Origin of the sequence: Pseudomonas sp. lyk4-R2A-10 (assembly GCF_030209075.1) — a bacterium.
Taxonomy (GTDB): Bacteria; Pseudomonadota; Gammaproteobacteria; order Pseudomonadales; family Pseudomonadaceae; genus Aquipseudomonas; species Aquipseudomonas glycinae.
In genome coordinates, this window is sequence record NZ_JARVSR010000010.1 from 141,115 (window position 1) to 163,886 (window position 22,772).

Here is a 22,772-nt window from a genome sequence, read left to right on the forward strand (position 1 = left end):
GATGATTCTGCTGCGTAATCACAAGCCCGGCTCAATGCCGGGCTTATCTATTTCAGCCCCTGCGCGAGGGGAGGTCGATGTGATCAGGCCACCTGGATGTACACACCCCAAAAGCCGAGCAGCACCCAGAATGACGCGAAAATCCACGGCGTGCGCACCGAAAACAGCAGTGCCTTGCGATAGCCTTTGTGCGTTGACTCGCGCTCATAGAACAGAGGGAATTCGTCATAAGCCATACCCATTACGGGCTCGCTGCGTAACAGTTCACTCTGTTTGTAGTACCAGTGGTCGATGATGTCGTAAGCGGCGCGGATGAACAGTAAGCGAGCGCAAGGGAGAGGACTGGACGGGTACATCGACGAGGCATTATGAGGTGCGCTCATCAGTCCTGCAGAACCGTTGAGCGCGAAGTGATTTCAGTCGCCTGCGAGGTTTTCTCGAACCCACTGTTCTGCGCTGGTGACCTGAATGGATTGCTGCTCGTTGAACGTGCCAGCTTTCGGCCAGGCCACGCCTCTGCCTTGTGCAAACACGGCGCGATACTTTTTGATGTGGTGGGTGGGATCTTTTTCGAGTTCCAGGATCAGGTGCTCGACAGTCCAGACGTTGCGTTTGAACGGACGTTCCAGCACCCGTTCAAGGATGCTCGCCACTTGTCCGTAGGTCACGGTGTCACCGGAAAGGTAGACGATCTGATTGCGAAAACGAGGTTCGAAGAAGACGATTTCGGCGGTCAACCTGCCGATGTCTTGCGGTGTCGTGAGCGTCACGCTGTTGTCGAGACTGCCCAATGCGTTCACGGCGTCGTTGTCGAAGTCCACGACCTCAAATACCGGCTCGAACAGGAAACTGGTGAACATGCCCGTCGAGATGATGACCCACTCGGTTTTATCCTGGGCGCGAAGCAACTCGCGCACATCGAGCTGAGCATCAAACAGGTCCTGAGGACTGCCTCGCCCGATCACTTCGAAATCCACACCAAACTGCCATGGGAAGTAGCGCTTCACGCCGGCCTTGAGCGCTGCGGTGGCAAGCTTCATCGGCGTTTCCCGACCCGCGACCATGCCTGCACAGCCGATGACGGTATCGAATCGTGCGAAAACTTCAGCCAGTTGATCGATCGAATCGCTCACCAGATCGGCGGCGACCATTTGAATACCCAGACTCCGCAGCTCATCGATTTCTGCCTTTTTCTCGGGCACCTGAGTACCGATGGTTGAGGCTCTGAGAAGGACACTGATTGTGGAACCGGGTGCGCGTTTTGCGACCTGTGCGAGATTGCGCAAAACCGGCAGGCCGAGTTCGCCGGCGCCCAGTACGAGAATCGATTGGGGGGAAAGCGGTATGACTTCGGTCATGATGTCTCCTGAAACCTGCTGTCTGTAAGATGGGCAAATACTTGCACCATTCGCCAGCACCAGTAAGAAGGCACACGTGTGATACCGGGAGGAGAAATGACCGACCAAGAGACTCTTGGCCAGGCAGAGAGGATCTGCCAGACGCTCAGAGACGATGATGATGGCGTCCGGCGAGAAGTCCTCACGCATGCCGGCAGTCGCTGGTCGTTGGGCATCCTGCACGCGCTGGGTGTGTACGGCACGATGCGCCATGCCGAGATCAAGCGACAGATGAGGGGCGTGACTCAGCGCATGTTGACCAAGACGCTGCGCTCACTGGAGCGTGATGGTCTTCTGATTCGACGGGAGTTCGGTGAAGTTCCGCCACGTGTCGAATACGAGCTGACGCCACTGGGCATGGGACTTTTGGTCCGTATGTCGCCTGTGTGGACGTGGGTGGTCGAAAACGTCGACGACATTCGCAAGGCACGTCGTGCTTTCGACAGTCAGGTTGACCAAAAACCTTCATGGCAAGTCCCTACGCCCATGGCGGTCGATTCAGAGGTGCCTTAGGACGCTATTGTCCTGCCTGACTACGACGACTCACCGCGAGCATAAACCTCACAACTCGATCGCCCATGTCTGACTCACCAGCTCTTTGCCGAAGCTGTGAATCGGCTCTTCCTCGACCAACTCAAACCCCGCCCGCTGATACAACCGGCGGGCATCCACCAGATTGCTGGTGGTCCACAAAATCATCTTCTTGTAACCGACATCCCGGGCAAAACGCAGACATTCTTCGACCAGCCGATTGCCGATCCCCAGGCCCCGCGCGCTGGCATCCACGTAGAGCATGCGCAGTTTCGCGGTGGTTTCGTCGTGGCGGATGACGAATACCGAACCCACCACCTTGCCGTCCTTTTCCGCGATCCAGCAGCGCTCGCCGCTGGGGTCGAATTCGCGCAGGTACTTGGCAACAACCTCTGCCACCAGCGCTTCGAACTCTGAATTCCAGCCGTATTCACGGCTGTAGATTGCGGTCTGTTGATGCACCACCAGGCCCATGTCACCGGGCTGCGGATCGCGCAACAGATAGGTCGTCGACTGGCCGCCCTCGAGTAGCGTCTGTATTTGCTTCATCGAGGCGATCAGTTGCAGTTGCTGCGGTTCAGACAGGCGTTCGAGCAGGGTGATGACTTCTTGTCGCGAGGCCTGTTCCAGCGGGGCGAGAGTTTCGCGGCCGAGGTCGGTGATGTGCAATTGACTGGCGCGGGCGTCGGTGGCGGAGGGGACTTTCTGGATCAGGCCCTTTTTGTCGAAACCGCTGATGAGGCGACTCATGTAGCCCGCGTCGAGGCCGAGCATCTGGCGCAGGTCGGCGCTGGTGAGGTCACCGCCGGACGCGAGTTCGTAGAGGATGCGCAGCTCGGTCAGCGAGTAATCGCTTTGCAGCAGATGCTCCTGCAACACGCCGATCTGGTGAGTATAGAAGCGGTTGAATTGCCGAACGATGTCGGCGCGGTCGGTGATTGTGGACATTACGGTATGCTCATATATTTGCCTTAGGCAACTATATAGTTGCCTAAGGCAATCAAGTCAAATGAATGATTCCACGATCCCGAACGCAAAGTCTCCCGGATCGAACCGCTCGGTCGTGTCCATTTTTATGTTTCTGAGGCTCACCGTTTCCAGATGCGTTGAGTAGAGCGATTCGGAAAACCAGGTAATCAACAGGGTTCGTCGGGCTGCACCGCTGGAGTTCAAGCTGCCGGCGTGGATCAGGTCGGCATCGAAGATCAGGATGTCGCCCGCGCTGCCCGTCAGCTGCACGGATCGGGACTCGTCAGTGAAATCGAATGGGGGCTCGCTCAGAGCAGGGCGATGGCTGCCGGGGACGATGCGGGTTGCACCGTTTTCCGGGCCGTAATCGTCGAGGTACACCAGCGCGTTGACGGTGTCGCCGGGGCGTTGCGCCGACAAGTCGCGGTGCAGTTGTTGGTGGCCGCCATTGATGAGCGGTTCGCGGCCCTCGACCTGAGAGAGGAAGAAGCGTTCGCCGATCAACTCGCCCACCACCGCCAGCAGTGGTGGCAATCGGCAGAGGGCCTGAACAACCGGGTCAGTGTCCAGCTGAGAATGGCGCCAATCGATGCCGCGGGGCACGGGCCATTCGTTTGAGGGTTTGATACCGGTATCGAAAGCGAGGCGAAGGGCGGCCAGCCACATGGTCGGAACTGCTCCAAAGAGCAGGGTGTAGCCTTTGCTATGGAGTAGTTCGCGGCTCGTCATGGCTTCATCAGTCTCCCTTTGTACAATCAGGGCGAGTATTGCCGATCGTGATCAAGCCAACGCGAACCTCGGTATCGCTGCCGTAACCCCAAGACAATCGGTTCCCGTAACTCACAAGATCATAGATTTCGCTTTCGCCAAGTAGCTGATCATCGCGATTGTCGTACAAACGGAAAAACGCGGGAGATTCCCAGCGGACGAACCATTGAGTTTCGAAGGGGGCGTCTGGAGGCGCCTGCGGGTGAAGGAAGTTGGGCAGTAACCAGAAAGGTCTGAAAGTTTGCACCCTGAAGCAGCCATCGGGGCTGATATGAGCTGCGTAGTCAGGCTTCGCCAACGCCTTCTCCCACCACTCGGAAGCACCCCATAGCCCAACACAAAACACTAGCCCGGCCAGGAAGATTTTCATCCGTCGAGAAAAGGCCGAAGGCCGACTATTTGAGCGCGTAGACATAGGCATCCATCGTCGTTCCGTTATCCAGCTTCACCTTGGTCAACACCCGCTGATACTCAGCCCCTTCAAACTCATCCAGTGCCGCCCAGTGTTCGTGGAAACTCTCGGAAGCGAACACGTAGCCTTCGATCACATCGCCATCCTCGGCAATCACCAGACCGGGAAAACCCATCGCCGCGCCCCATCCGGCCTGCGACAGACGCCCCTTCAGCGAAGCGGCCTGCCACGTGCCGCCGATTTTCGGCATCACATGCTCATTCGGTCGGCCAGGACCCAGGGTTCCATAAACGAAAAGACGTTCCACGATTGCTGCTGCCAGTCAAAAAAGGGAGGGATCCTGACGGATGAACGATACGCAGGCAAGACCGCGATCAGTTCTGCGCCGACCGGCTAATTAACGCAACCACCTGTTGCTGGATCACCTCACGGGAACGAGCGCCGCCGTCCGCACAGATGATGCCGTCGCCGGGCGAGTCCTCTTCGAGCAGGGGAATGGCCGGCGACTGCAATTCGCCCCTTCGAAACCGTGCCAAATTGCCGTTTTTCATTGTTTTTATCGTCCTTGATCAAATCGGGCAAACGGGACGTTCGCCCAGACGTTCTACCAGTCTTACGAGATAGTCGTCCGGATCCTGAACGAGAAATTCACGCTGGCCGACTTCGACATCATCAGCGCGATACCAGGTGTCTTTGCAGGTTTTATAGAGTGAGACCTGAGCGGTGCCCAGTCTTTCGATGATGGGGGCAACCGCCTCAACGTCAATCTGCAGATTGACGCCTCTTCCGAAGGGCTTGCTCAGTTCCGCCGTCAGCCATTGGCCTGCATCCGGATCAACCTGTTCGAGCATGACTTGAGCGCCATTCAGGTCGAGGTAGGCAAAGCCCTCTTCCGGGCGTTGATAAGCGATGTTGAAGCCCAGGCAGGAGACCCAAAACGCGAGGCTGGCCTGCAGATCCGTGACCATCAATTCTGGAACCAGTTTGTTCCGTTCGAACATGGGGTGAATTCCTTTTCGTTGAAGTCGGGGCGGCGGTGCCAGACTTCTTTCCCGCGATAATACGAGTCGGGCGCATGGTAAGCGCGAATCGGGGAGCACCGAAAGCTGCACGCATCGAGAATCGTCACAAACCGCGATGACAGGGCCATCTCTCCATGCCTGTAAAAAAAACTGACTACAATCCACACACACATTCTTTCTAGGAACGACCCATGTCCGGTTTACGCACGTTGATTGCGACCACGACCTGTATTGCGCTGTTGAGCACTTCGGTGTCCGCGCTGGCCGATCCTGGCAACGGAAAGGGGCAGGGCAAAGGCAACCCGCATAACAGCCAGGATCATGGCAATCAGGGGAAAAAAGGCGGGGGCGGTTATCAGGGGCACGGCCCGAGTATTGATCGCGGCGGGGTGATCGGGATCGTGGACGGCTATCGTGGCTACTGGACCCCGGGCCCGGCGTTGCCGCCCGGCATCCAGAAGAACCTGGCGCGGGGCAAACCGCTGCCGCCCGGTATTGCGAAGAAGCTCGATGGTCGACTGGTCGGCAGACTGCCGCACTACGACGGCTACGAATGGCAGCAGGTCGGTACCGATCTGATCCTGGTCGCGCTGGCCACCGGGCTGATTTATGAAGTGCTCAATGGCGCCTTCGATTGAGTCATCAGCGCAGCGGGCGACTCGATGAACTGATCATTTGAAGGCGCTGCGCAGTTCCTCAATCACCTCTTCAACAGAGCGTCCCTGGATCACCGGCGGTTTGGGGTTCTCGGCAAATTCTCGCCAAACGAACAGCGTCAGTTCTGCACCATCGGTTGATGGCAAAGGATTCTCGACCTAGGCAAAAGATTCGAGCAGGCGAAAGCGGGAGTCTTTCCAGAACAGGTCTTCGACCCAGGCATAGACCGGTATGAAATGGAAATGGAGGGGAAGACCGGGTTCATGACCGAAGCGGCCGATATAAAGGCGCTTGGGCTTCAGATGGCGCTCAATGATTTGCTGAGTTCTTGCGAGCAGCCCTCCGTCCGACGGTGAGTTGACCGTTCGCGTTCCCCTGTCGCAGCATGCATTCACTCAAAACGCCTTACCCGGAAAACCTATGCACACGCCTGTAGATCTTGATGAATTGTTAGCGCTTGTCAGAGATGAGCAGTCGTTCATTCGATTTGTCGAGGCGCTGGGGGCTGATTTTGCCAGTGAACGTTTGTTGGAACATAACGCTCCCTCATCAATAGATCGATCAGATAGCCAGGAATGGGAAAACGGAACGGTTAATGCGTTTCTCGATGCGGCAGCTGCATGGGCGCATGCCAGCAACCGATCTCCTTTGGACGATAATGCCCAATCGAATGTATGGCAGCGCTGTGCAGCGATTCTGTTCGCTGGAAAGTTTTATGAGTGACAGTTGTATTGTCGCGCACAGAGGTGACAGGTTCTTCTCCCCCGACAAAAGATCCGTCCTCTTTAAGCCGGTTCTCCGATCTTCAGAAAAAGCTCGCGATGACGACAACTGTTACGTCCTGAAGAAGCTTTACACCTGCCGATCTATTTTCAGGAGGACATCACGGACGCAATAAAAATTGAAGCCAGCGGGGCTGGTTTGCAGCCGCAGGTCAAGGTTTAAAGGAAAAGCTATTCATGGTCATTGATAAAACCGGGCGCTCTCTGATGAGGTCCGGTTTTGGCGTAATGCACGCCACAAACCGCTTCCGCTTGCTGGCGATAGTCAGCGTAGTCGTTGCTGGCTGCTCCAGCTCCAAGTCGCCGCCTCCGGTCGAGCGTGACGCGTGCCTGGCGGCTGGTCCGGCCAAAAGTGTTGATTACGATAATTGTGTAGCGAATCGAGAACGCAGAAGCAGGGCGGCGCTCGAAGCGCTTCTCGACGACAAATTCGTTTATCCCCCACAGCAGCAAATTGTCGAGGCCTCTGAAAGCAAGTATCAGCCATCCGATTTTCCAGAGTCCCCCGCACCCATGATCTACAAGGGGCTGGACTCGATATCGCTGACTGAGAAACGAGCGTTGTCTTTCAAAATCAGGATCGTCTGGAAGTACACATCGACAGGCGTGATACCGGAGCGTCGGGACGCCATCCGCATGGCTGATATGGAGAAGTTGATAGTGCCGGCGGTAGAGGAGAAGGAACTGGCGAAGTGGGTCTGCACGGTGACGGGTGGACACCAGCGGGAGTGGATTTTCTATACGCAAAACGATGAAGCGTTTACCGCCAGGACGCGGTCGGCGCTCTCGCAGGGCGGGCCATACCCTATCGAGTTGAGTGCACGCCGGGATGTGGTGTTGAGTACCGGTTCGCAGCCTGCTGACAACCTGGCGGAGGTGATTCGCATCAAAGGACAGGGCGATACCCTTCAGACATGAAAAAGCCCGGCGGATAAGGCCGGGCTTTTGTCGAGTGCTGCGGTAAAACCCCGCATTCAGACGTTACGACGTTCGATCAGACGGTCAGAACCACCTTCGGCAACCGCATCGCTGAACAGCGGATCGGTTTCAGTCGCGGCTACGGCATCGCTGAACAGCGGATCGGTTTCAGTCGCGGCTACGGCATCGCTGAACAGTGGATCGGTTTCGGTCGCGGCTACGGCATCGCTGAACAGTGGATCGGTTTCGGTCGCGGCTACGGCGTCACTGAACAGTGGATCAGTCTGAGTCGCAGAGGCAACTGCATCGCTGAACAGTGGGTCAGTCTCGGTCGCCGCAAAAGCATTCAGGGCGAAGAGTGAGAAAGCGATACCGAGGATAGTTTGGCGTTTCATGGTTCTGTACTCCGTGTGCAGTGGGTTGGTATGGAGCAGATCCTACGCTTTGGATTCGATATGAGAACTTCATTGAATTAATGGTTGTTATTGATGTAGTCAATGATTGAGCTCGGTGGCCTGAGATGCGCTGAACGGCACCGATGACAACAACCTGCTTGTCAGTCACTGCGCAATAAACCTGCGAATCGCTTGAGTGGTTTCCACTGGCGCTTCCTCCATCAGCCAATGCCCCGCGTCGGCGATCACCAATTCGGTGACGTGGTCGGCGGCATTGCGCATCACCATGGCTTCGTTGTTGCCGAAGGACTTCTCGCCGCCCACCGCCAGTACCGGCATTTTCAGTTTGGTTTTCATCGACGTTTCGTTGTCCACCGCGTCTTGGCGAATCGCACGGAACTGGGCGAACGCCGCGTGCATGGCGCCGGGGCGGGCGTAGAGTTTGGCGTAGTGCTGGCGGGTGGCCTCGTCGACTTTTTTCGGGTCGCCGGCGAACTCGTTCCAGAAGCGGTCGAGGTAGATGCGCTCACGCCCGGCCACCAGCCGTTCTGCATCCGGCCCGCCGAAATCGAAATGCCAGAGCATCGGCGAGCGGACGATTTCGTTCCAGGGCGGGATCCCCGGAACGGGCGCGTCCATCACCACCAGGCGATCGGTCTGCTGCGGATACCGCGAGGCGTAGGCGAAGGCGACCATGGTGCCGATGTCGTGGCCGACCACCACCGAATGCTCGATGCCCAGCGAAGCCAGCACCGCGCGGATATCACCGGCCTGGGTCTTCTTGTCGTAGCCATCGGCCGGGATCGACGACAGGCCCATGCCCCGCAAATCAGGCACCACCACGGTGTGATCCTTCGCCAGATCCGCCGCCAGCGGCGCCCACATATCACCGGTGTCGCCGAAACCGTGCAACAGCACCACCGCCGGGCCTTTTCCGCCGATGCGCGTGTGGATTTTCGCACCGTCGACGGCGATGTCCTGAGTGCGGAACGAGGCGGGGAAGGGCGTCACGTCCGCATGGGCCGGAACACTCATGACCAGCAGCAGGGAAGCGGTGAGCAGGGCGCGGATCATGGCGTTCACTCCAGAGGGGGTGGCTGGAGCGTAGTCGGCTTTGATGTTTCAGACAGTATTCATACGAAATCCGGCAACAGTGTTTGTTCAGCTGGCCGATTTTTCAGCACTACCCGAACCCTTAGCATCGTCTCCAATCCGTGAACAAACACGGTCCTCAACGAGACGGTGAACATCATGAATCTCAAGAAAATCGCGCTGGTTTTAATGCTTGGCAGTTTCGGTGCGCACGCTTACGCCGATAACGCGGACGCGGCGAACATCCCGGTCGAGACCTACAGTTCTTCGACCAATCTGGACATCGAACACGTCATCTCCATCACCGAACCGGCCAACGAATGCGCCCCGGTGCCGGTGCAGATGACCTACGAAGATTCCCATGGCGAGCGCCACGTTCTGCAATATCAAGTGATGGGCACTGGCTGTTCCAGTTGAGTCGGGCGCAGGGGATGGAGGGTCGACACTCCATGTCTGCGGTACTCAAACCGCTTTCTTTCCAACGATGTCTTCATCCGATGCCAGCAATTGCGGGATCGACTGCTTCAGAAACTCCACCCAGGTCTTGATCTTCGCATCGACGAACTTGCGCGACGGATAGATCGCGAACAGGTTCAACTCCTCCAGCCGGTACTCCGGCAACACCCGCACCAAAGTTCCCGCCCTCAAACCATCCACGGCCGAAGCAATCGGCTGAATACCGATGCCCATGCCTTTTCTGATCGCGATGGTCATGCCGTCGGCGGTGTTGATGTGGAAGGGTGATACGGGAATGCTGATGGTTTCCATGCCTTCGGGCCCTTCGAATGTCCAGTTTTCCACCGGCATCACCGTGTTGACGATGCGCAGACACTCGTGTTCGCAAAGCTCGCCCGGTGTTTGCGGCAGACCGCGTTTGGCCACATAGGCGGGCGAGGCGCAAAGAATGCTGTAGGTGATGCCCAAACGTTGCGCGACGAAGCCGGAATCCGGCAGGTCGCGGGCCAGCACGATGGACATGTCGAAGCCTTCTTCGAGCAGGTCGGGGACGCGGTTGGTCAGGGTCAGATCGAACATCACCGTGGGGTGAATGTCGCGATAGCGGGCGATGGCGTCGATCACGTAGTGGTTGCCGATGGCCGACATGGTGTGAATCTTCAAGCGGCCGACGGGCAGGGTCTGGGCGGTGCCGGCTTCTTCGTCGGCTTCGCGCACGTCATCGAGGATTTTTTCGCAGCGTTCCAGATAGCGCACACCGGCTTCGGTCAGGGCCAGACGGCGGGTGGTGCGATTGATCAGCCGCGTGTGCAGACGTGCTTCGAGAGCAGAGATCGCTTTGGAGACGTTGGTGGTATTGGTGTCCAGCAGCTCGGCGGCGGCGGTGAAGCTGCCACTTTGGGCGACGGCGATGAAGAAGCGCATGCTTTGGAAGACGTCCATCGGTGTCGTCTCAACAGTCAGGTGGAAAGAGTATAGGGGCGACCTCACAGGAGGCCGCCCCTTTGCCATGTGTCACTTTTTACGGGGGATGAAACCAGGTACGCCGGTCTCGACCACCGAGTTGAAGCGGATTCGCGTCGTGATCTCTTCCTTGATCTCGCGCATCGCCCGGTGCGGCAACGTCGCGATATCGAAGTTTTCCTGAATCCGGCTCGGATTGGCCGAGGTCGTCAGGAACGCCGTCCCACGCTGCACCGCCCAGGCCAAGGCCACTTGCGCCGGGGTTTTCTGTACGTGCCGGGCGATTCCGGTGAGTACGGAGTCCTCGAGCACATTCGGCTCCATGCCATGACCCAATGGGGCGAAGGCGAGCAGGATGATGCCGTGCTCCTTGCAGAATTCCAGCATCTCCCACTCCGGCAGGTACGGATGGGATTCGATCTGCACCACCGCCGGTTTGATCCGTGCGGCGGCGACGATGTCCTTCAGTGCACCGAGGGTGATGTCGGAAAGGCCGATGGACCTGCAGCGTCCTTCATCCACCAGCGCTTCGAGCGCTCGCCAGGTGTCGATCAAACGGGTTTCGCCATCGTAGATAACGTGGCCGAACACATCCCGCGGGTCCTGATCGTCGCCGTGCTGGAAGGCGAATGGCGTGTGGATCAGGTAGCTGTCGAGATAGTCGACTTGCAGCCGCTGACAACTGGCTTCGAACGCCGGTTTTACTCGCTCGGGGCGATGGTTGGTGTTCCACAGTTTGCTGGTGACGAACACGTCTTCGCGGCGGATGTTGCCCGCCGAAAACACCTGCGCAAAAGCCTCGCCAATCTGCGCTTCATTGCGATAGCGCTCGGCGCAGTCGAAGTGGCGAAAGCCCACTTCCAGCGCGCACTTGACCGCATCGGTGGTGGTGCTCAAGTCGCGAAACAACGTGCCGAATCCCACGGCCGGCATCGAGCCTGCGCCGTTGTTCAGCGGTAGGCGGGTGTTGCGAAGTTCATCGTGAAAGGCTTCGTAGGTCATGTCGTGTCTCCGGTATCTGCCGTTAAAGAAGGAATGAGGTTTTGCGGGTGGCGAGCTTCTGGTCGAGCACACCCACCGAGTTGCCGCCGAGCGCCACGAACAGGCGCACCGAGTCGAGATAACGCGCGGTCTTCACCTGAATCTGCCCGAGCAGCGCCTGTTGGTAGGCGCGTTCGGCTTCCAGCACCTGCAACAGACTGGTTTCGCCCTGGGCGTAGGCCTGGCGATTGAGACGCTGGCTGGTGTCGGCTGCTTGCAAGGCGTCGTCCTGCGCCAGGTTTTGCTCTGCGCCGTGGTTGAGCGCCTGCAAGGTGTCCGCGACCTGGCCGAAGGACTGAATCACCGTCTGTTGATAGCGGGCGAGTGACGCGTTGTAGCCTTCGACGGCGCCTTCGCGTTCAGCCTTCAAGGTGCCGCCATTGAAGATCGGCGCCGTCAGGCCGGCGGCAAATCCCCAGAGTGCGGCGCCGCCATTGCCCGACGCGGCTTGCATCAGCGAGGCCGACAGCTCGACATGCGGGTAAAGATTGGCGGTCGCGACACCCACCGCCGCGCTGGCGATGTGCAGTTCGGATTCAGCCTGGAGAATGTCCGGGCGGGTACGGGCCATTTCCGAAGGCAGGCTGACCGGGATGTTTGACGGCAGGGCGAATTCGTCGAGGCTGAAGTCCGGCGCAATCCAGTCCGCCTGGCCCTTGCCGGCCAGAATCGACAATGCGTGACGCGCTGCATCGCGCTGCTGGGCGAGGGGTGGCAGCAGCGTGCGATCCTGGGCGAGCCGGGTTTCGGCCAACGAGATATCGATTTGTGTGGTGCTGCCGCTCGCCTGGGCCCGGCGCACCAGATCGAGGTTTTTCGCGTCGTTGGCCAACAGGGTTTCCACGGCCTGGATCTGCGCGTTGGCCGAGGCCAGCAGCAATGCCTGGCTGGCGACGTCGCCGGTCAAAGTCAGCCAGGCTGCTTCGTAGAGATGCTTTTGCAGATCGGTCAGCGCTTGTTGTTGCTCGACCGCGCGTTTGTTGCCACCAAAAACATCCAGATCGAACGCGACCCGTGGCCCGATCCCGTAGAAATTGGAGACCACCGGCTCTGGCCCATTGTGGGTGCGCTGGCGCCCGGCAGAAGCAGCGAAATCAACCTGCGGATACAACACGCCTTCCGCCGCCGCGACTGAAGCGGCGGCCTGACGAAGGGTGGCGTCAGCGGCGGCCAGTTCGAGGTTGCCGTCGATGGCGCGGCGCACAACCTGATCGAGTTTTGGTGAACGGAACGCCGACCACCAATCGCCGTTGAGCCGCCGGCCCATCGCAAAATGCTGTTCGGCTGCTTGATCGTAATGCTGCGACGGGCTCTCGGCAGGCCGCTGAAAATCAGGGCCGACGGTGCAGGCGGACAACATCACCAGCATCGCCAGCGGGGTGAAGCGCATAGAAGCTTTCATGGTTCAGACTCCACGTCATTAGTTGGCCGCAACAGGTTTGCGCAGGAACATCACCAGCGGACTCGCCACGAGCATCGCCAGCATCAGAATCTTGAATTGGCCCATCACCGCGACGAACGCCGCCTGGTGGGTGACCAGATGGTTGAGGCCTTCGAGCGCCGGCAAGGAGGTCGGCAGGGCCACGCGATAAGGCGTCAGCTGACTGACCAGCGCCGAGTGCATCGCCTGGGTGTTGTTGAAGAAAAAAATCTGCACCACGGCCACGCCGAGGGTGCTGCCGTAAACCCGCATCAGGTTGAAGAAACCGGTGGCTTCCGGGCGCAGTTTCGGGTCGATGGTGCTGAACGCGGTCTTGCTCAGCGCCGGCATCAAGACGCCCAGACCGACGCCCTGGATAAACCCGGTGACGGCCACGGGCGTCCAGTCCATCAGCGGCGAGTACCCGAGCATCAGCCAGTTGGCATACACCACCAGCGCGATGCCGGCGGCAACAAACAGCCGAGCGTCGATCCATGCTGGCGCGCGCATCATCAGCAAAAATGCGCCTACCAGTCCGATGCCGCGCGGGACGGTCAGCAACCCGGTGGTGTCCGGCGGATAGCCGAGGATTTCATCGAGCATCGGCGAGGTCAGGGCCATGGTCGACAGCAACACAAATCCCAGGGCGAAGAACATCACCGTCGACAACATGAAGTTGCGGTCGCCGAACAAGCCCTTGCTGAGAAAGTGGGTCTTGCGGGTCAGCGCATGGACGACGAACAGGTACAGGCCGAGGGCGCTGGCCAGCGCTTCGATCCAGATTTCCGGCGAGTCGAACCAGTCCAGCCGTTCGCCTCGATCGAGCAACATCTGCAGGCTGATCATGCCGACCGTGAAACTGGCGAAACCGAAGAAATCGAACGTCGGACGCGGGTCTGCTTTCTTCTCGACGAGCAGCAATGTCACCACCATCAGGATGTACGCAGTCAGCGGCAGGCTGAGGTAGAACATCGGGCGCCAGTCGAAGTACTCGCAGATCAAGCCGCCGATGCTCGGGCCACTGACGATGCCGAACAGCACCAGCGCCGTCCATTTCGGACCGAACGCGGGGCGCTTTGCTGCTGGCAACGTCTCCAGGGCGATGGCCATCGACAACGGCGCAATCACGCCGCTGGCCAGACCTTGCAGGAGGCGTGCGCCGATGAATTCCAGCGGTGTGCCGGCCAGCGTGCCGAGCCACAGACCGAGGGCGAACAGCACCAGTGCTGTCTGGTAAACCCGCTTCAACCCAAAGCGTCCGGCGAGCCATTGCGCGACCGGCATCGTGATCGCGCTCGCGGCCAGATAAGAGGTGAAAATCCATCCGGCCTGATCGTCGGTCATCGACAGACTGCCCTGAATCAACCGCAGCGCGGCGTTCGGCAACGGCAGGTTGGCCGACTGCATATAGGTGGCGAGCAGGGCGACAAACCGCAGTGCCCGCGCATCGGCTGCTGAGCTGTTCATCACGAATTACCCGCAGACAACAACGATTTGAGCGGCTGCCACCAGGGCGAGCGATGCCCGGTGTCGACTTTGACCGTGGCGCTGGTACCGGAAAACAGCGGCAGGGCAGGGTCGCTATCGTCCAGTTCCAGACGCACCGGCACTCGCTGCACCACCTTCACCCAGTTGCCGGTGGCGTTCTCCGGCGGCAACAGCGCGAAGTCGGCACCGGCGCCGGGGCTCATGCTGATCACGTGTGCCTTGAACGGGCGATCCGGGTAGGTATCGAGGGTGACTGTCGCGGTCTGACCGGGGCGCATGTGCGTCAACTGGGTCTCGCGAAAGTTGGCCTCGACCCAGATTTCCCGGTCGGAAATCAGCGCAAACGCCGGTGCGCCGTTGTTGACGTAGTTGCCCACCTGCAAATCATCGACCCTGGCGACGATGCCGTCGTCCGGCGCCGTCACCGTGGCGTAAGACAGATACAGCAGCGCTTCATCGAGCTGAGCCTTGGCCTCGCGCACGGTCGGGTGATTGTCTAGGGCGATGTCCGGGTTACCGTTCAACGCGACGACGGTGTTGGCAATCTGTTGCTCGATGGACGCGATGCGTTGGCGCGAGACTTTCAGGTCAGTTTCGGCGCGCTCGAAAAGCGCCTTCGACACGAACTCGGTGGCGATCAAGGCTTTCTTGCGGGCGAACTCCTTCTGGTCATATTCCGCCGAGGCTTTCGCCGATTGCAGCTCGGCTTGCTGCTGGCGATAACTGGCCTTGAGCCCGTCGATGCGCAGGCGCGCGTTGGCCAGTTGCGCTTCGGCCCGGTCGACGGCGATTTGCAATGGCTTGGGATCGATGCGAAACAGCACCTGGCCTTTGCGTACTGGCTGGTTGTCGTCGACCGCGATCTCGACCACTTGCCCGGAAATCCGTGCGTTGATCGAGGCCTTGGCCACGCGGGCATAGGCGTTGTCGGTGGAAACGAAGGGCTCGTTGGCGACGTACTGGCCGTAGCCAATCGCGGCGAAAAGCGCGGGGACGCCCCACATGAAGACCGGGCGCAGTCTCTGCTTGAGCGGCATTTTCGGCGGCGCGTCGACGGGGTGCGCGCGGGCTTGTCCTGCGGTGAGATCGAATTGCTGAGTCATGAACGGCTCTCCAAAAGGCTGGGCGCCTGGACGGCATTGAATGCGTGAGTCATCAAATCCATTCGCGGTGGGGGAGGATCACTCCGTACCGCTGTTTTCGTCGCCGCGGGACCCGGTTCGAGCGCTGTTACAACAAACCTGCCGATCAAGGAATTTCTGATTCCTTAATTTTGTGCGATGGTGTAAGAATATGAGCGACTTCATTTCCCCGCAAGGAATTTGTACGACATGGCACAAAATAAACCGACAGAAGGAAAAGGCCGTGGCCGTCCACGGGCCTATGACCCGCAAACCGCGCTGCAACAGGCGCTTGGCGTGTTCTGGAACACCGGCTATTCCGGCGCGTCACTGGACAGCATCGCCAGCGCCGCCGGCATGAACCGCCCCAGTCTGTACGCCGCGTTCGGAGACAAACACGCGCTCTACATCAAGGCTCTCGACCAATACTGGGCCACCGCCCACGCCGCCATGCAGGCCGCGCTGAACGACAGCAGCCTGACCCTGCAACAAGCCCTGACCGGTTTCTACGAAGGGCAACTGGCGATCTATTTTTCCGGCGACGGCCAGCCACGCGGCTGCTTCGCCATCGGCACCGCGACCACCGAAGCGGTCGAGGACCCGGAAATCCGCAACGTGCTGTCCCAGCGCTTGAGCCAGCTCGATGCCGATCTCGAAGCTCGTCTGCAACGGGCGATCGAGTCCGGCGAACTGAACGGTGATGTGGACGCAGCCGCGCGGGCCATGCTCGCGTCATCGCTGCTGCACAGCATCTCGATCCGCGCCCGCGCCGGTAAATCCCGCGAAGAACTGGCCGGGCAGGCGCGCGATGCGGTGAAGGTGATCTGCGGTTGAACGGGCTTGAGGACATCCTCACGCAAGGCCTGTCCGTGGTGTTCTGCGGAATCAATCCGGGATTGGTGGCGGCAGAGCAGGGCCATCACTTCGCCGGACGCAGCAACCGCTTCTGGCGCACGCTGCATCTGGCCGGCTTCACGCCTCATGAGTTACGCCCGGAAGACGACCGCTCGATCCTGCAATTCCACTGCGGCCTGACCGCCGTGGTCGAGCGTCCGACGGCGAGTGCGGATCAACTGTCGGCGGAGGAATTCACCGCAGCCGCCGCCAGCTTCGAACGCAAGATCGCTCGTTACGCGCCGCGCTTCGTGGCGTTCCTCGGTAAGGCGGCGTATGCCGGGTTATCCGGCAAGAAGTCGATTGAGTGGGGGCTGCAAGAGGAGACGTTCGGCGGCGCTAAAGTCTGGATTCTGCCCAACCCCAGCGGCCGTAACCTGGCGTTTAATCAAGCGCAACTGGTGACGGCGTATCAGCAGCTTCAGCGGGCGTCGAGCGCCACCACATAAGCACTGAACATGTCCGCCATCCCCTCGGCTCGATCCGTAATTTCCGCGTCGGTGCGCGGGCTGAGTGAAAATTCCTTCCCCACCGAGCTGAGCGTGGCCAGGATCAGATCGCAGGCCTGCGTGCGAACGGATTCGCTGGCCCCGGGCAGTAACTCCTCCATGAACGTCGCAAAGATCCGCCTGCCCGCCGCCCGCACTTCATGGGCCTCCGGCGCATCGCGATAAAGCGGCGCCGCATCACTCAATGCGCCGCGCATTTGCGCTTCTTCGCACTCCGAACGAATGAACGCGTGCACCAGCGTGCGCAGGCGTTCCAGCGGCGGTTGCTGATGATTTTCCAGAATCCGCTGCAGCATCCCGGTGGTCTGCAACCACTCATCACTCTGCAAGCGAAACAGAATCGCCGCCTTGTTGGGAAAGTACTGATACAGCGAGCCGACACTCACGCCAGCCTTCTCCGCGACCCGCGCCGTGGTGAAACGCGCCGCGCCTTCCTTGGCCAAAACCTGAATAGCCGCCTGCAGAATCGCCGCCACCAGCTCGGCGGAGCGTGCCTGCTGCGGCTGTTTGCGTGAGGAAATACGGGCGGTCTGGCGATCGGTCATGGCTAGCTCGGGCGTCGGGTTGGAATGCGAATAGCGAACAGGGCCATTCGCTTGCATCATTTAAATGCGACGAATCATTCGCATATTAGCTCTCAACCCACGGAAAACCATCATGACAACCCTGACCACCGAACCGCTGGCGACCCTGATCGAACGCCTCTACGCCCAGGCCAGCGCCGCCACCAGCCCGGCGCTGAACAACGTATCCGGCGAAGAACGCGAACGCCTGATGCACAGCAAAACCGAATACCGCGAACTCTACGCCATGCTCAAAGACCTGTGGCTGCCGGTCTCCCGCGACACCGGCAAACTGCTGTACATGCTGGCGCGCAGTACAAAGGCCAAAGCCATCGTCGAATTCGGCACCTCGTTTGGTCTGTCGACCCTGCACCTGGCGGCAGCGCTGCGGGACAACGGTGGCGGTGTGCTGATTGGCAGCGAGTTCGAACCGTCGAAGATTGAACTGGCTCGGCGTCATTTTGTTGAGGGCGGGGTTAGTGATCTGATTGAGATTCGGGAAGGGGATGCGCTTGTGACGCTGGCTCGCGACCTGCCACCGACTGTGGATTTACTTCTGCTCGATGGTGCGAAAGCGCTGTATGGCGACGTGCTGAAACTGGTTGAAAAACACCTGCGGCCGGGTGCGCTGGTGGTGGCGGATAACACCGATTATTGCCCGGAGTATCTGGCGCATGTGCGTTCGCCGGGGAACGGTTACGTGAGCGTGCCGTTTGCGGATGATATTGAGGTGTCGATGCGGTTGGGGTAATAGCCGTCGCTGTCCACGCTTCAAAAAGTAGGGGACTGATCCACGGATTAATGGATCACTCCCCATTTTTCGCTACGATCAAGTGAAGACGCGCAAGGAGCGGCCCTTGATGGATTACCTGATTCGAAACGCTACGAATGCAGATGCGCCAGCGATCAGTCGAACGATCCTCAGTGCTTTGCGCGAGTCGAACGTTCAGGACTACTCCGCCGAAATCATCGAGCAAGTGGCGCAAAGCTTTTCTCCCCCGTCGATTCTTCATCTGTTGACTGAGCGTCAAGTCCTGGTGGCTACAGCCTGCAGTCATATCGTTGCAACCGCGAGTCTGGATCACGACATTGTCCGAAGTGTGTTTGTCGACCCGCGCTATCAAGGAAAGGGTATCGGAAGACAGCTGATGGAGAGGCTTCAATCACTTGCCATCAATGCAGGTCTGGAACGGCTGCGTGTGCCTTCTTCAATTACCGCAGAGGGCTTCTATGCTTCGCTTGGGTTTGAAAAGGTTCGAGACGAGTTTCACGGGGCTGAGCGCACGGTCATCATGGCGAAGGCATTGGAGCTGTAGCGCTCCAGAGTGCAGAGAGGCATGAGGCCAAAGAATGGATTACATCCTCGATATCTTGCTCAACCGCTTGGCTCATCGAATCGGGGTCTGCGGGCTTGGCTTGCTGAGTGGCGGCCAATTCAAGGGTGAACGTGGTTTTGCCTGGGGTTGGGCAGTCGCCGTCGGTGGGGTGATGCTGTTGGCACCGTTCGTGGCATTCATCGCTTTGCTCATCCTGTCTCGCAGCGGGTAAAAGCCGCTGATCCTGAGTCAGGATTCGTCTATCGTCTAAAAAATCATCACAGGGTCAAGATCAGGGAGCTGATCATGAATCGTCAGGAAGACCTGAACATCATCTGGAAGCGGATATTCTGGATTTTCATAGCTCTGTTGGTGCTGGCGATTATCGTCACCTACAGTCTGCCCGACTACAAAGTGCCCTTTATCGTTTGTATCGCCGGGAATATCGGGGGCTACGTTGGGTTTCACAGGCGACTGTCGATACTCACTGATCCGGAAATCGAAAACCTCTCCAGATCATGGTTCGCCTTGATCCTGCCTTCATTCATAGGCGGGATTTTGGCGGGGCTCCTTTATCTTTTGTTCCTTTCCGGCGTTATCAAGGGCGACCTGTTTCCGGTGATCGTTCCAGACGACGATCCGCAGTGTTTGAGGCAAATCTTCAACGATATCTTTTGCCAACACGCGGAGGGGTATGCAGCCTATGCCAAGTTGCTGTTCTGGTCATTTGTGGCGGGCTTCAATCAAGACTATGTCGTTGACCTGATCGAGAACATAAAAGGCTCCGACAAAAAGGCGGGCTGAAGCAGAAGGAGGCTGTTGTCCGGCTTCATTTAAATGGGGGCAGTTTTATTTTCAGATTTGCTGCCGGGGGCTCCCGGCAGCTAGTGAACACTGAAGACTCAAAAAATGGGGATCGTTACATTAGAGGTCGTTGCAGCTTGATCCACTCTTGTACGGTCGGGCGCTGCCATTGGCGTTGAGCGTAATTCTCCAGTTGAGCCGGCACCGTGTCCCCGTTGAGTATCAATCGGTTCAGCATCAACGCGAGATCAACGTCGGCGATCGACCATTCACCAAAAAGGTAGTCCGGATTGTCGGTAAGCAGCCATTGAGCGACATCAATCAACTTTTGCTTGGCAGCCTCAGCCGACGCTGACAACGGTCCGTATTTCTGACCATAGAACACGACAAGGGTAGAGCGCTCCTGTCGGATCGGGAGTAAATCACTGCGCAGCCACGCTTGAACTTGCCTCGCTGCCGCGCGCTTCTGTGGATGCCGTGGGTAAACAGCTGTCTGGGGGAACACATCTTCCAGGTATTCCGTGATCGCCGATGACTCCGACAACGCAAAGTCGCCCTGCACGAGGGTGGGCACTCTTTGAGTCAGCGAAAGACGGGCGTAATCGCTCGCCTGGTTCTCCAGTTTGTCCAGGTCCAGGGTACTCATTTCGAACTCGATTCCCTTTTCTCGAAGGGCCACAAAGCACGACATTGCGTAGGGACTGGTGAATTGAGCATCGACGTAAAGGCGCAGGCTTGAGTCATTCATAGCGTCATCTCCATATGCGGAATGGCCACGCTAAAAGATTGAGCGCCTTAAATAAAATTCATGTTTTTTATGGGGGCATTCCTGTCAGGAATGCAGTACCACAGGAATGGGGACGGATCTATTTTTTCACCACCGGATAAATAGATCTGTCCCCATTTTTGATTCATTTTCGACGTACGTCGCGTACAGCTCGTTGATTTGATTTGTACAAGCCTTTGGTCTTTCCATCCAGCGATGAGCAGCGAACGGCAAAACCAAGGTCCAGGACCTTATGAACCATTGTCGCTTCATCAACTTCCTCGCCTGCCTCCAGCGTGTTTCCGTTAGCCCCCCCACGAGAAATTCGATAGGCGACAATTCCGGTACTCCTGCGCTTCATTTGCACTGGAAACAGTTCGGTGCCGTTGTTAAGAACAAAGCTGAACGCGCGTGAAAAACGATCCTGATCCGCAGCCATAGATGACAATCCTTGGAGATGGGTAAAGCAAACTGTAGTTGATCTATGTGCGCGCAGAGGGGGAGTCATTAGTTTGTAGATTCAACCGAGCTTTCGATTCATCGCCGTCATTGAGATTGCGGCCACAGATCCCGAATCTCATACCAGCACGCCTTGGACGCGACCTCGACATGGCGTTGCTTTTCGGCCGTAAAAGCGGTGTCCAAAGTCCCCAGTGCAACGGAAACCCAATCGGCATGATCGCCTTTGCTTTTCGACCAGAACAACGACGAACCGCATTGGCTGCAAAACTGCCGAAGCCCTGATTCAGAAGAGCGGTAAGCCGTCATGTACTCAGCACCCTGGATGAGGTGCAAATCCTTGCGCGGCACGCTGCCATAACTGGCAAATGCAGCCCCATGGCTTTTGCGGCACTGACTGCAATGGCAATGCGAAAGCGCTTTGGGGCGCGAGGTGATTTCGTATTTGATGGCGCGGCAGAGACAACTGCCCTGGAACGTATCGGTCATGGTGGATGCAGCCTGATCGTGAAAATGAGGCAGACCTGTTATCCCGTTACCGGACTAAAGATCTGCCTCATTCTTATTTGTTCGTATGGGAAATCACACCGCTCATATATTGATGCAAGTCGCGAAAGTCGTTAACGCTCCAGGCGTGCGGGGGGATCTTCACGCCATTCTCCCGCAAGGTCTTTGGTATCAAATCCCCGTTGGGGCGGAGTATTACCGAGGACACGATGACGCCCGGGTAATCACTCAGTCGCTTTTTGAAGGCAGCGGTGGTCAGGTCAGGCGTTGGCGGATTGCTTTTCCTGGCCAGCGGCCCGGTGCCCTTGATGTCGGCTCCGTGGCACACGGCGCATCGCTGGGAGTAGAGGGCTTTTCCATTGGCAGTATCGGCGAGGGATAGCGCCGTTTGGGTGAGGGCAAAGAAGCCTGACATGGCGATGAGGAATGTTTTGAATCTCAGGCGTCCCGGTATGGACACGCCCGCGCAAAAAGCCCCTGTCCTATAAATCCGCATTTTTCCTCCATGAATGCACGTCGATTCCGAGGCCGGCACGATATCCCATCGCGGCTGGTAAATCAGCGGGGCAGAGTCATCCAAGGCGCACCCTCGGCAAAAGCGCCCTCGATCCACTCCTTGAACGCCGTAGTGGTCGCCGTGTTGAACCGGGCCGAAGGCCGCACCAGATAAACCCCCGTGTCCGCATCCAGTTGCCACTCGGGCAGCACCCGCACCAGGCGCCCCTCGCGCAGGTCTTTGGTCATCAGCCAGTCGCCGCCGGCCAAAATCCCCACGCCCATGCGCGCGGCACACAGCTGCGCTTCGTTGTCGTTGCTGACCAGTCGGCTGCGAATTTTCAGAGTGTGTTTCTCGTCGCCACGGGTCAGTCGCCATTCGGGATACGAATGCAACCCGGTAAACCCCAGGCAATGATGATCGGCAAGATCCGCCGGCGTTTTCGGCTCGCCATGCTGTTGAAGATAGGAGGGCGCGGCACACAGGATTCGGCGGTGATCGCAGAGCTTTTTCGCCACCAGCCGATTGTCCGCCAGCTCGCCAATGCGGATCGCTGCGTCGAAACCTTCAGCGACGATATCGACAAAGCGCTCGGCATATTCAACCTCCAGCGCCACGTTCGGATGGGCCAGGGCAAACGCCGAAACGATATCCCCCAGCCACAGCCGCCCCATGGCGGCCGGCAGGGCGATGCGCAAACGCCCGCGAACTTCGTCGGCACCCTCGCGCGCATCCTGCTCCGCTTCGGCGATCAGGCTGACCGCATGCCCGAACCGCGCCACCAGCCGCTGCCCCTCATCGGTGAAACGCAATTGCCGGGTGGTGCGCTCGATCAGCCGCACCCCCAGCCGCGACTCCAGCGCGCTGAGCCGTTTCGACAGCACCGAGGGATGGCGCTGCAACGTCCGGCCCGCCGCTGCAAACGAGCCGTGCTCGGCCAGGGCCAGCAGGGTGGCGACTTCATCGGCCTGACGGCTATCGAACAGATCCATGCAACGACAACCCTCGTGGATGACCCGAAAAAAG

Annotated in this window: 29 protein-coding genes and 3 pseudogenes; 11 read left to right on the top strand and 21 right to left on the bottom strand. The window is 58.7% G+C overall.

What is annotated here, in order from left to right:
- Positions 1-83 precede the first annotated feature (83 nt).
- Together QRN46_RS14025 and QRN46_RS14030 are read right to left on the bottom strand one after the other, a co-directional pair.
- A pseudogene (locus QRN46_RS14025) lies at positions 84-314 on the bottom strand (hypothetical protein); the annotation flags it as partial.
- A 102-nt stretch (positions 315-416) separates the two neighbouring features.
- Complete coding sequence (locus tag QRN46_RS14030) at positions 417-1,358, bottom strand: aromatic alcohol reductase (RefSeq protein ID WP_201818163.1); 942 nt, start codon at positions 1,356-1,358, stop codon at positions 417-419.
- A gap of 96 nt (positions 1,359-1,454) precedes the next feature.
- Here QRN46_RS14030 and QRN46_RS14035 point away from each other — a divergent pair, with 96 nt between their 5' ends.
- Positions 1,455-1,910 (top strand): winged helix-turn-helix transcriptional regulator, encoded by a 456-nt coding sequence (locus tag QRN46_RS14035; protein WP_041475235.1) that lies wholly within the window; start codon positions 1,455-1,457, stop codon positions 1,908-1,910.
- A 48-nt stretch (positions 1,911-1,958) separates the two neighbouring features.
- Here QRN46_RS14035 and QRN46_RS14040 read toward each other — a convergent pair whose 3' ends face one another.
- The 5 genes and pseudogenes from QRN46_RS14040 to QRN46_RS14060 all read right to left on the bottom strand — a co-directional run bounded on the left by QRN46_RS14040 (position 1,959) and on the right by QRN46_RS14060 (position 5,078).
- Positions 1,959-2,876 (bottom strand): bifunctional helix-turn-helix transcriptional regulator/GNAT family N-acetyltransferase, encoded by a 918-nt coding sequence (locus tag QRN46_RS14040; RefSeq protein ID WP_011333831.1) that lies wholly within the window; start codon positions 2,874-2,876, stop codon positions 1,959-1,961.
- 57 nt (positions 2,877-2,933) lie between these two features.
- Positions 2,934-3,626 carry a phytanoyl-CoA dioxygenase family protein gene (locus tag QRN46_RS14045; RefSeq protein WP_011333832.1) on the bottom strand — a complete coding sequence of 231 codons (693 nt, stop codon included), beginning with the start codon at positions 3,624-3,626 and terminating at the stop codon, positions 2,934-2,936.
- A gap of 434 nt (positions 3,627-4,060) precedes the next feature.
- Positions 4,061-4,384: a gamma-glutamylcyclotransferase family protein gene (locus QRN46_RS14050; RefSeq protein ID WP_041475236.1), complete on the bottom strand. Its 324-nt coding sequence runs from the start codon at positions 4,382-4,384 to the stop codon at positions 4,061-4,063.
- A 67-nt stretch (positions 4,385-4,451) separates the two neighbouring features.
- Positions 4,452-4,577: pseudogene (locus tag QRN46_RS14055) on the bottom strand (dienelactone hydrolase); the annotation flags it as partial.
- Between the two features lie 69 nt (positions 4,578-4,646).
- A complete protein-coding gene (locus tag QRN46_RS14060) occupies positions 4,647-5,078 on the bottom strand; it encodes a bleomycin resistance protein (RefSeq protein WP_201818169.1) in 432 nt (143 codons plus the stop codon).
- A 212-nt stretch (positions 5,079-5,290) separates the two neighbouring features.
- Between QRN46_RS14060 and QRN46_RS14065 the strand changes: the two genes are divergently transcribed.
- Positions 5,291-5,737, top strand: coding sequence for an anti-virulence regulator CigR family protein (locus tag QRN46_RS14065; RefSeq protein WP_011333836.1), 447 nt, complete (start codon positions 5,291-5,293; stop codon positions 5,735-5,737).
- Between the two features lie 33 nt (positions 5,738-5,770).
- Here QRN46_RS14065 and QRN46_RS14070 read toward each other — a convergent pair.
- Positions 5,771-6,100, bottom strand: a pseudogene (locus tag QRN46_RS14070) (HIT family protein); the annotation flags it as partial.
- Positions 6,101-6,176: 76 nt separating this feature from the next.
- Between QRN46_RS14070 and QRN46_RS14075 the strand changes: the two are divergent.
- Both QRN46_RS14075 and QRN46_RS14080 read left to right on the top strand, forming a co-directional pair.
- Positions 6,177-6,479, top strand: coding sequence for a DUF7660 family protein (locus tag QRN46_RS14075; RefSeq protein WP_084776980.1), 303 nt, complete (start codon positions 6,177-6,179; stop codon positions 6,477-6,479).
- 236 nt (positions 6,480-6,715) lie between these two features.
- A complete protein-coding gene (locus tag QRN46_RS14080; RefSeq protein ID WP_285355311.1) occupies positions 6,716-7,456 on the top strand; it encodes a DUF695 domain-containing protein in 741 nt (246 codons plus the stop codon).
- Between the two features lie 56 nt (positions 7,457-7,512).
- On the opposite strand, the gene QRN46_RS14085 is transcribed toward QRN46_RS14080, so the two are convergent.
- Positions 7,513-7,851 carry a hypothetical protein gene (locus QRN46_RS14085; RefSeq protein WP_201818181.1) on the bottom strand — a complete coding sequence of 113 codons (339 nt, stop codon included), beginning with the start codon at positions 7,849-7,851 and terminating at the stop codon, positions 7,513-7,515.
- 165 nt (positions 7,852-8,016) lie between these two features.
- The gene (locus tag QRN46_RS14090) at positions 8,017-8,925 is read right to left on the bottom strand and encodes an alpha/beta fold hydrolase (RefSeq protein WP_201818184.1); all 909 of its coding nucleotides are present in this window, start codon (positions 8,923-8,925) and stop codon (positions 8,017-8,019) included.
- Positions 8,926-9,102: 177 nt separating this feature from the next.
- On the opposite strand from QRN46_RS14090, the gene QRN46_RS14095 reads away from it, so the two are divergent.
- Entirely contained in the window at positions 9,103-9,360 is a 258-nt protein-coding gene (locus QRN46_RS14095) for a DUF2790 domain-containing protein (RefSeq protein ID WP_011333841.1), read from the top strand.
- 45 nt (positions 9,361-9,405) lie between these two features.
- Here the strand turns inward: QRN46_RS14095 and QRN46_RS14100 are convergent, their stop codons facing one another.
- The 5 genes from QRN46_RS14100 to QRN46_RS14120 form a co-directional block, all read right to left on the bottom strand.
- A complete protein-coding gene (locus tag QRN46_RS14100) occupies positions 9,406-10,341 on the bottom strand; it encodes a LysR family transcriptional regulator (RefSeq protein ID WP_285355315.1) in 936 nt (311 codons plus the stop codon).
- Positions 10,342-10,413: 72 nt separating this feature from the next.
- Positions 10,414-11,364, bottom strand: coding sequence for an aldo/keto reductase (locus tag QRN46_RS14105; protein WP_201818188.1), 951 nt, complete (start codon positions 11,362-11,364; stop codon positions 10,414-10,416).
- Positions 11,365-11,386: 22 nt separating this feature from the next.
- Positions 11,387-12,805, bottom strand: coding sequence for an efflux transporter outer membrane subunit (locus QRN46_RS14110; protein ID WP_285355317.1), 1,419 nt, complete (start codon positions 12,803-12,805; stop codon positions 11,387-11,389).
- A gap of 18 nt (positions 12,806-12,823) precedes the next feature.
- Positions 12,824-14,290, bottom strand: a complete 1,467-nt coding sequence (locus QRN46_RS14115) for a DHA2 family efflux MFS transporter permease subunit (RefSeq protein ID WP_285355320.1) — start codon at positions 14,288-14,290, stop codon at positions 12,824-12,826.
- Positions 14,290-15,414 (bottom strand): HlyD family secretion protein, encoded by a 1,125-nt coding sequence (locus QRN46_RS14120; RefSeq protein ID WP_201818195.1) that lies wholly within the window; start codon positions 15,412-15,414, stop codon positions 14,290-14,292. Before QRN46_RS14120 ends, QRN46_RS14115 begins: the two co-directional genes overlap by 1 nt.
- A gap of 228 nt (positions 15,415-15,642) precedes the next feature.
- Here QRN46_RS14120 and QRN46_RS14125 point away from each other — a divergent pair, with 228 nt between their 5' ends.
- A complete protein-coding gene (locus QRN46_RS14125; protein ID WP_285355322.1) occupies positions 15,643-16,266 on the top strand; it encodes a TetR/AcrR family transcriptional regulator in 624 nt (207 codons plus the stop codon).
- Positions 16,263-16,775, top strand: a complete 513-nt coding sequence (gene mug / locus QRN46_RS14130; protein WP_221614858.1) for a G/U mismatch-specific DNA glycosylase — start codon at positions 16,263-16,265, stop codon at positions 16,773-16,775. Before QRN46_RS14125 ends, mug begins: the two co-directional genes overlap by 4 nt.
- On the opposite strand, the gene QRN46_RS14135 is transcribed toward mug, so the two are convergent.
- Positions 16,748-17,380, bottom strand: a complete 633-nt coding sequence (locus QRN46_RS14135; protein ID WP_285355325.1) for a TetR/AcrR family transcriptional regulator — start codon at positions 17,378-17,380, stop codon at positions 16,748-16,750. The two genes, mug and QRN46_RS14135, sit on opposite strands and share 28 nt — an antisense overlap.
- 112 nt (positions 17,381-17,492) lie before the next feature.
- Between QRN46_RS14135 and QRN46_RS14140 the strand changes: the two genes are divergently transcribed.
- From QRN46_RS14140 to QRN46_RS14155, 4 genes are all read left to right on the top strand, one after another.
- Positions 17,493-18,149, top strand: a complete 657-nt coding sequence (locus QRN46_RS14140; protein WP_201818202.1) for an O-methyltransferase — start codon at positions 17,493-17,495, stop codon at positions 18,147-18,149.
- A gap of 109 nt (positions 18,150-18,258) precedes the next feature.
- On the top strand, positions 18,259-18,714 hold the full coding sequence (locus QRN46_RS14145) for a GNAT family N-acetyltransferase (protein WP_201818203.1): 456 nt from the start codon (positions 18,259-18,261) through the stop codon (positions 18,712-18,714).
- A gap of 34 nt (positions 18,715-18,748) precedes the next feature.
- Positions 18,749-18,946, top strand: a complete 198-nt coding sequence (locus QRN46_RS14150; RefSeq protein WP_285355328.1) for a hypothetical protein — start codon at positions 18,749-18,751, stop codon at positions 18,944-18,946.
- 74 nt (positions 18,947-19,020) lie between these two features.
- A complete protein-coding gene (locus QRN46_RS14155; protein ID WP_207986040.1) occupies positions 19,021-19,518 on the top strand; it encodes a hypothetical protein in 498 nt (165 codons plus the stop codon).
- 115 nt (positions 19,519-19,633) lie between these two features.
- Here QRN46_RS14155 and yfcF read toward each other — a convergent pair whose 3' ends face one another.
- The 5 genes from yfcF to QRN46_RS14180 all read right to left on the bottom strand — a co-directional run bounded on the left by yfcF (position 19,634) and on the right by QRN46_RS14180 (position 22,738).
- Positions 19,634-20,266, bottom strand: coding sequence for a glutathione transferase (yfcF, locus tag QRN46_RS14160; protein WP_221614854.1), 633 nt, complete (start codon positions 20,264-20,266; stop codon positions 19,634-19,636).
- A 163-nt stretch (positions 20,267-20,429) separates the two neighbouring features.
- Positions 20,430-20,723 carry a hypothetical protein gene (locus QRN46_RS14165; RefSeq protein ID WP_201818207.1) on the bottom strand — a complete coding sequence of 98 codons (294 nt, stop codon included), beginning with the start codon at positions 20,721-20,723 and terminating at the stop codon, positions 20,430-20,432.
- A 107-nt stretch (positions 20,724-20,830) separates the two neighbouring features.
- On the bottom strand, positions 20,831-21,232 hold the full coding sequence (locus QRN46_RS14170; RefSeq protein ID WP_221614853.1) for a GFA family protein: 402 nt from the start codon (positions 21,230-21,232) through the stop codon (positions 20,831-20,833).
- A 73-nt stretch (positions 21,233-21,305) separates the two neighbouring features.
- Positions 21,306-21,665: a c-type cytochrome gene (locus tag QRN46_RS14175; RefSeq protein ID WP_221614989.1), complete on the bottom strand. Its 360-nt coding sequence runs from the start codon at positions 21,663-21,665 to the stop codon at positions 21,306-21,308.
- 143 nt (positions 21,666-21,808) lie between these two features.
- Positions 21,809-22,738 (bottom strand): LysR family transcriptional regulator, encoded by a 930-nt coding sequence (locus QRN46_RS14180; RefSeq protein WP_285355339.1) that lies wholly within the window; start codon positions 22,736-22,738, stop codon positions 21,809-21,811.
- Between the last annotated feature and the right edge of the window lie 34 nt (positions 22,739-22,772).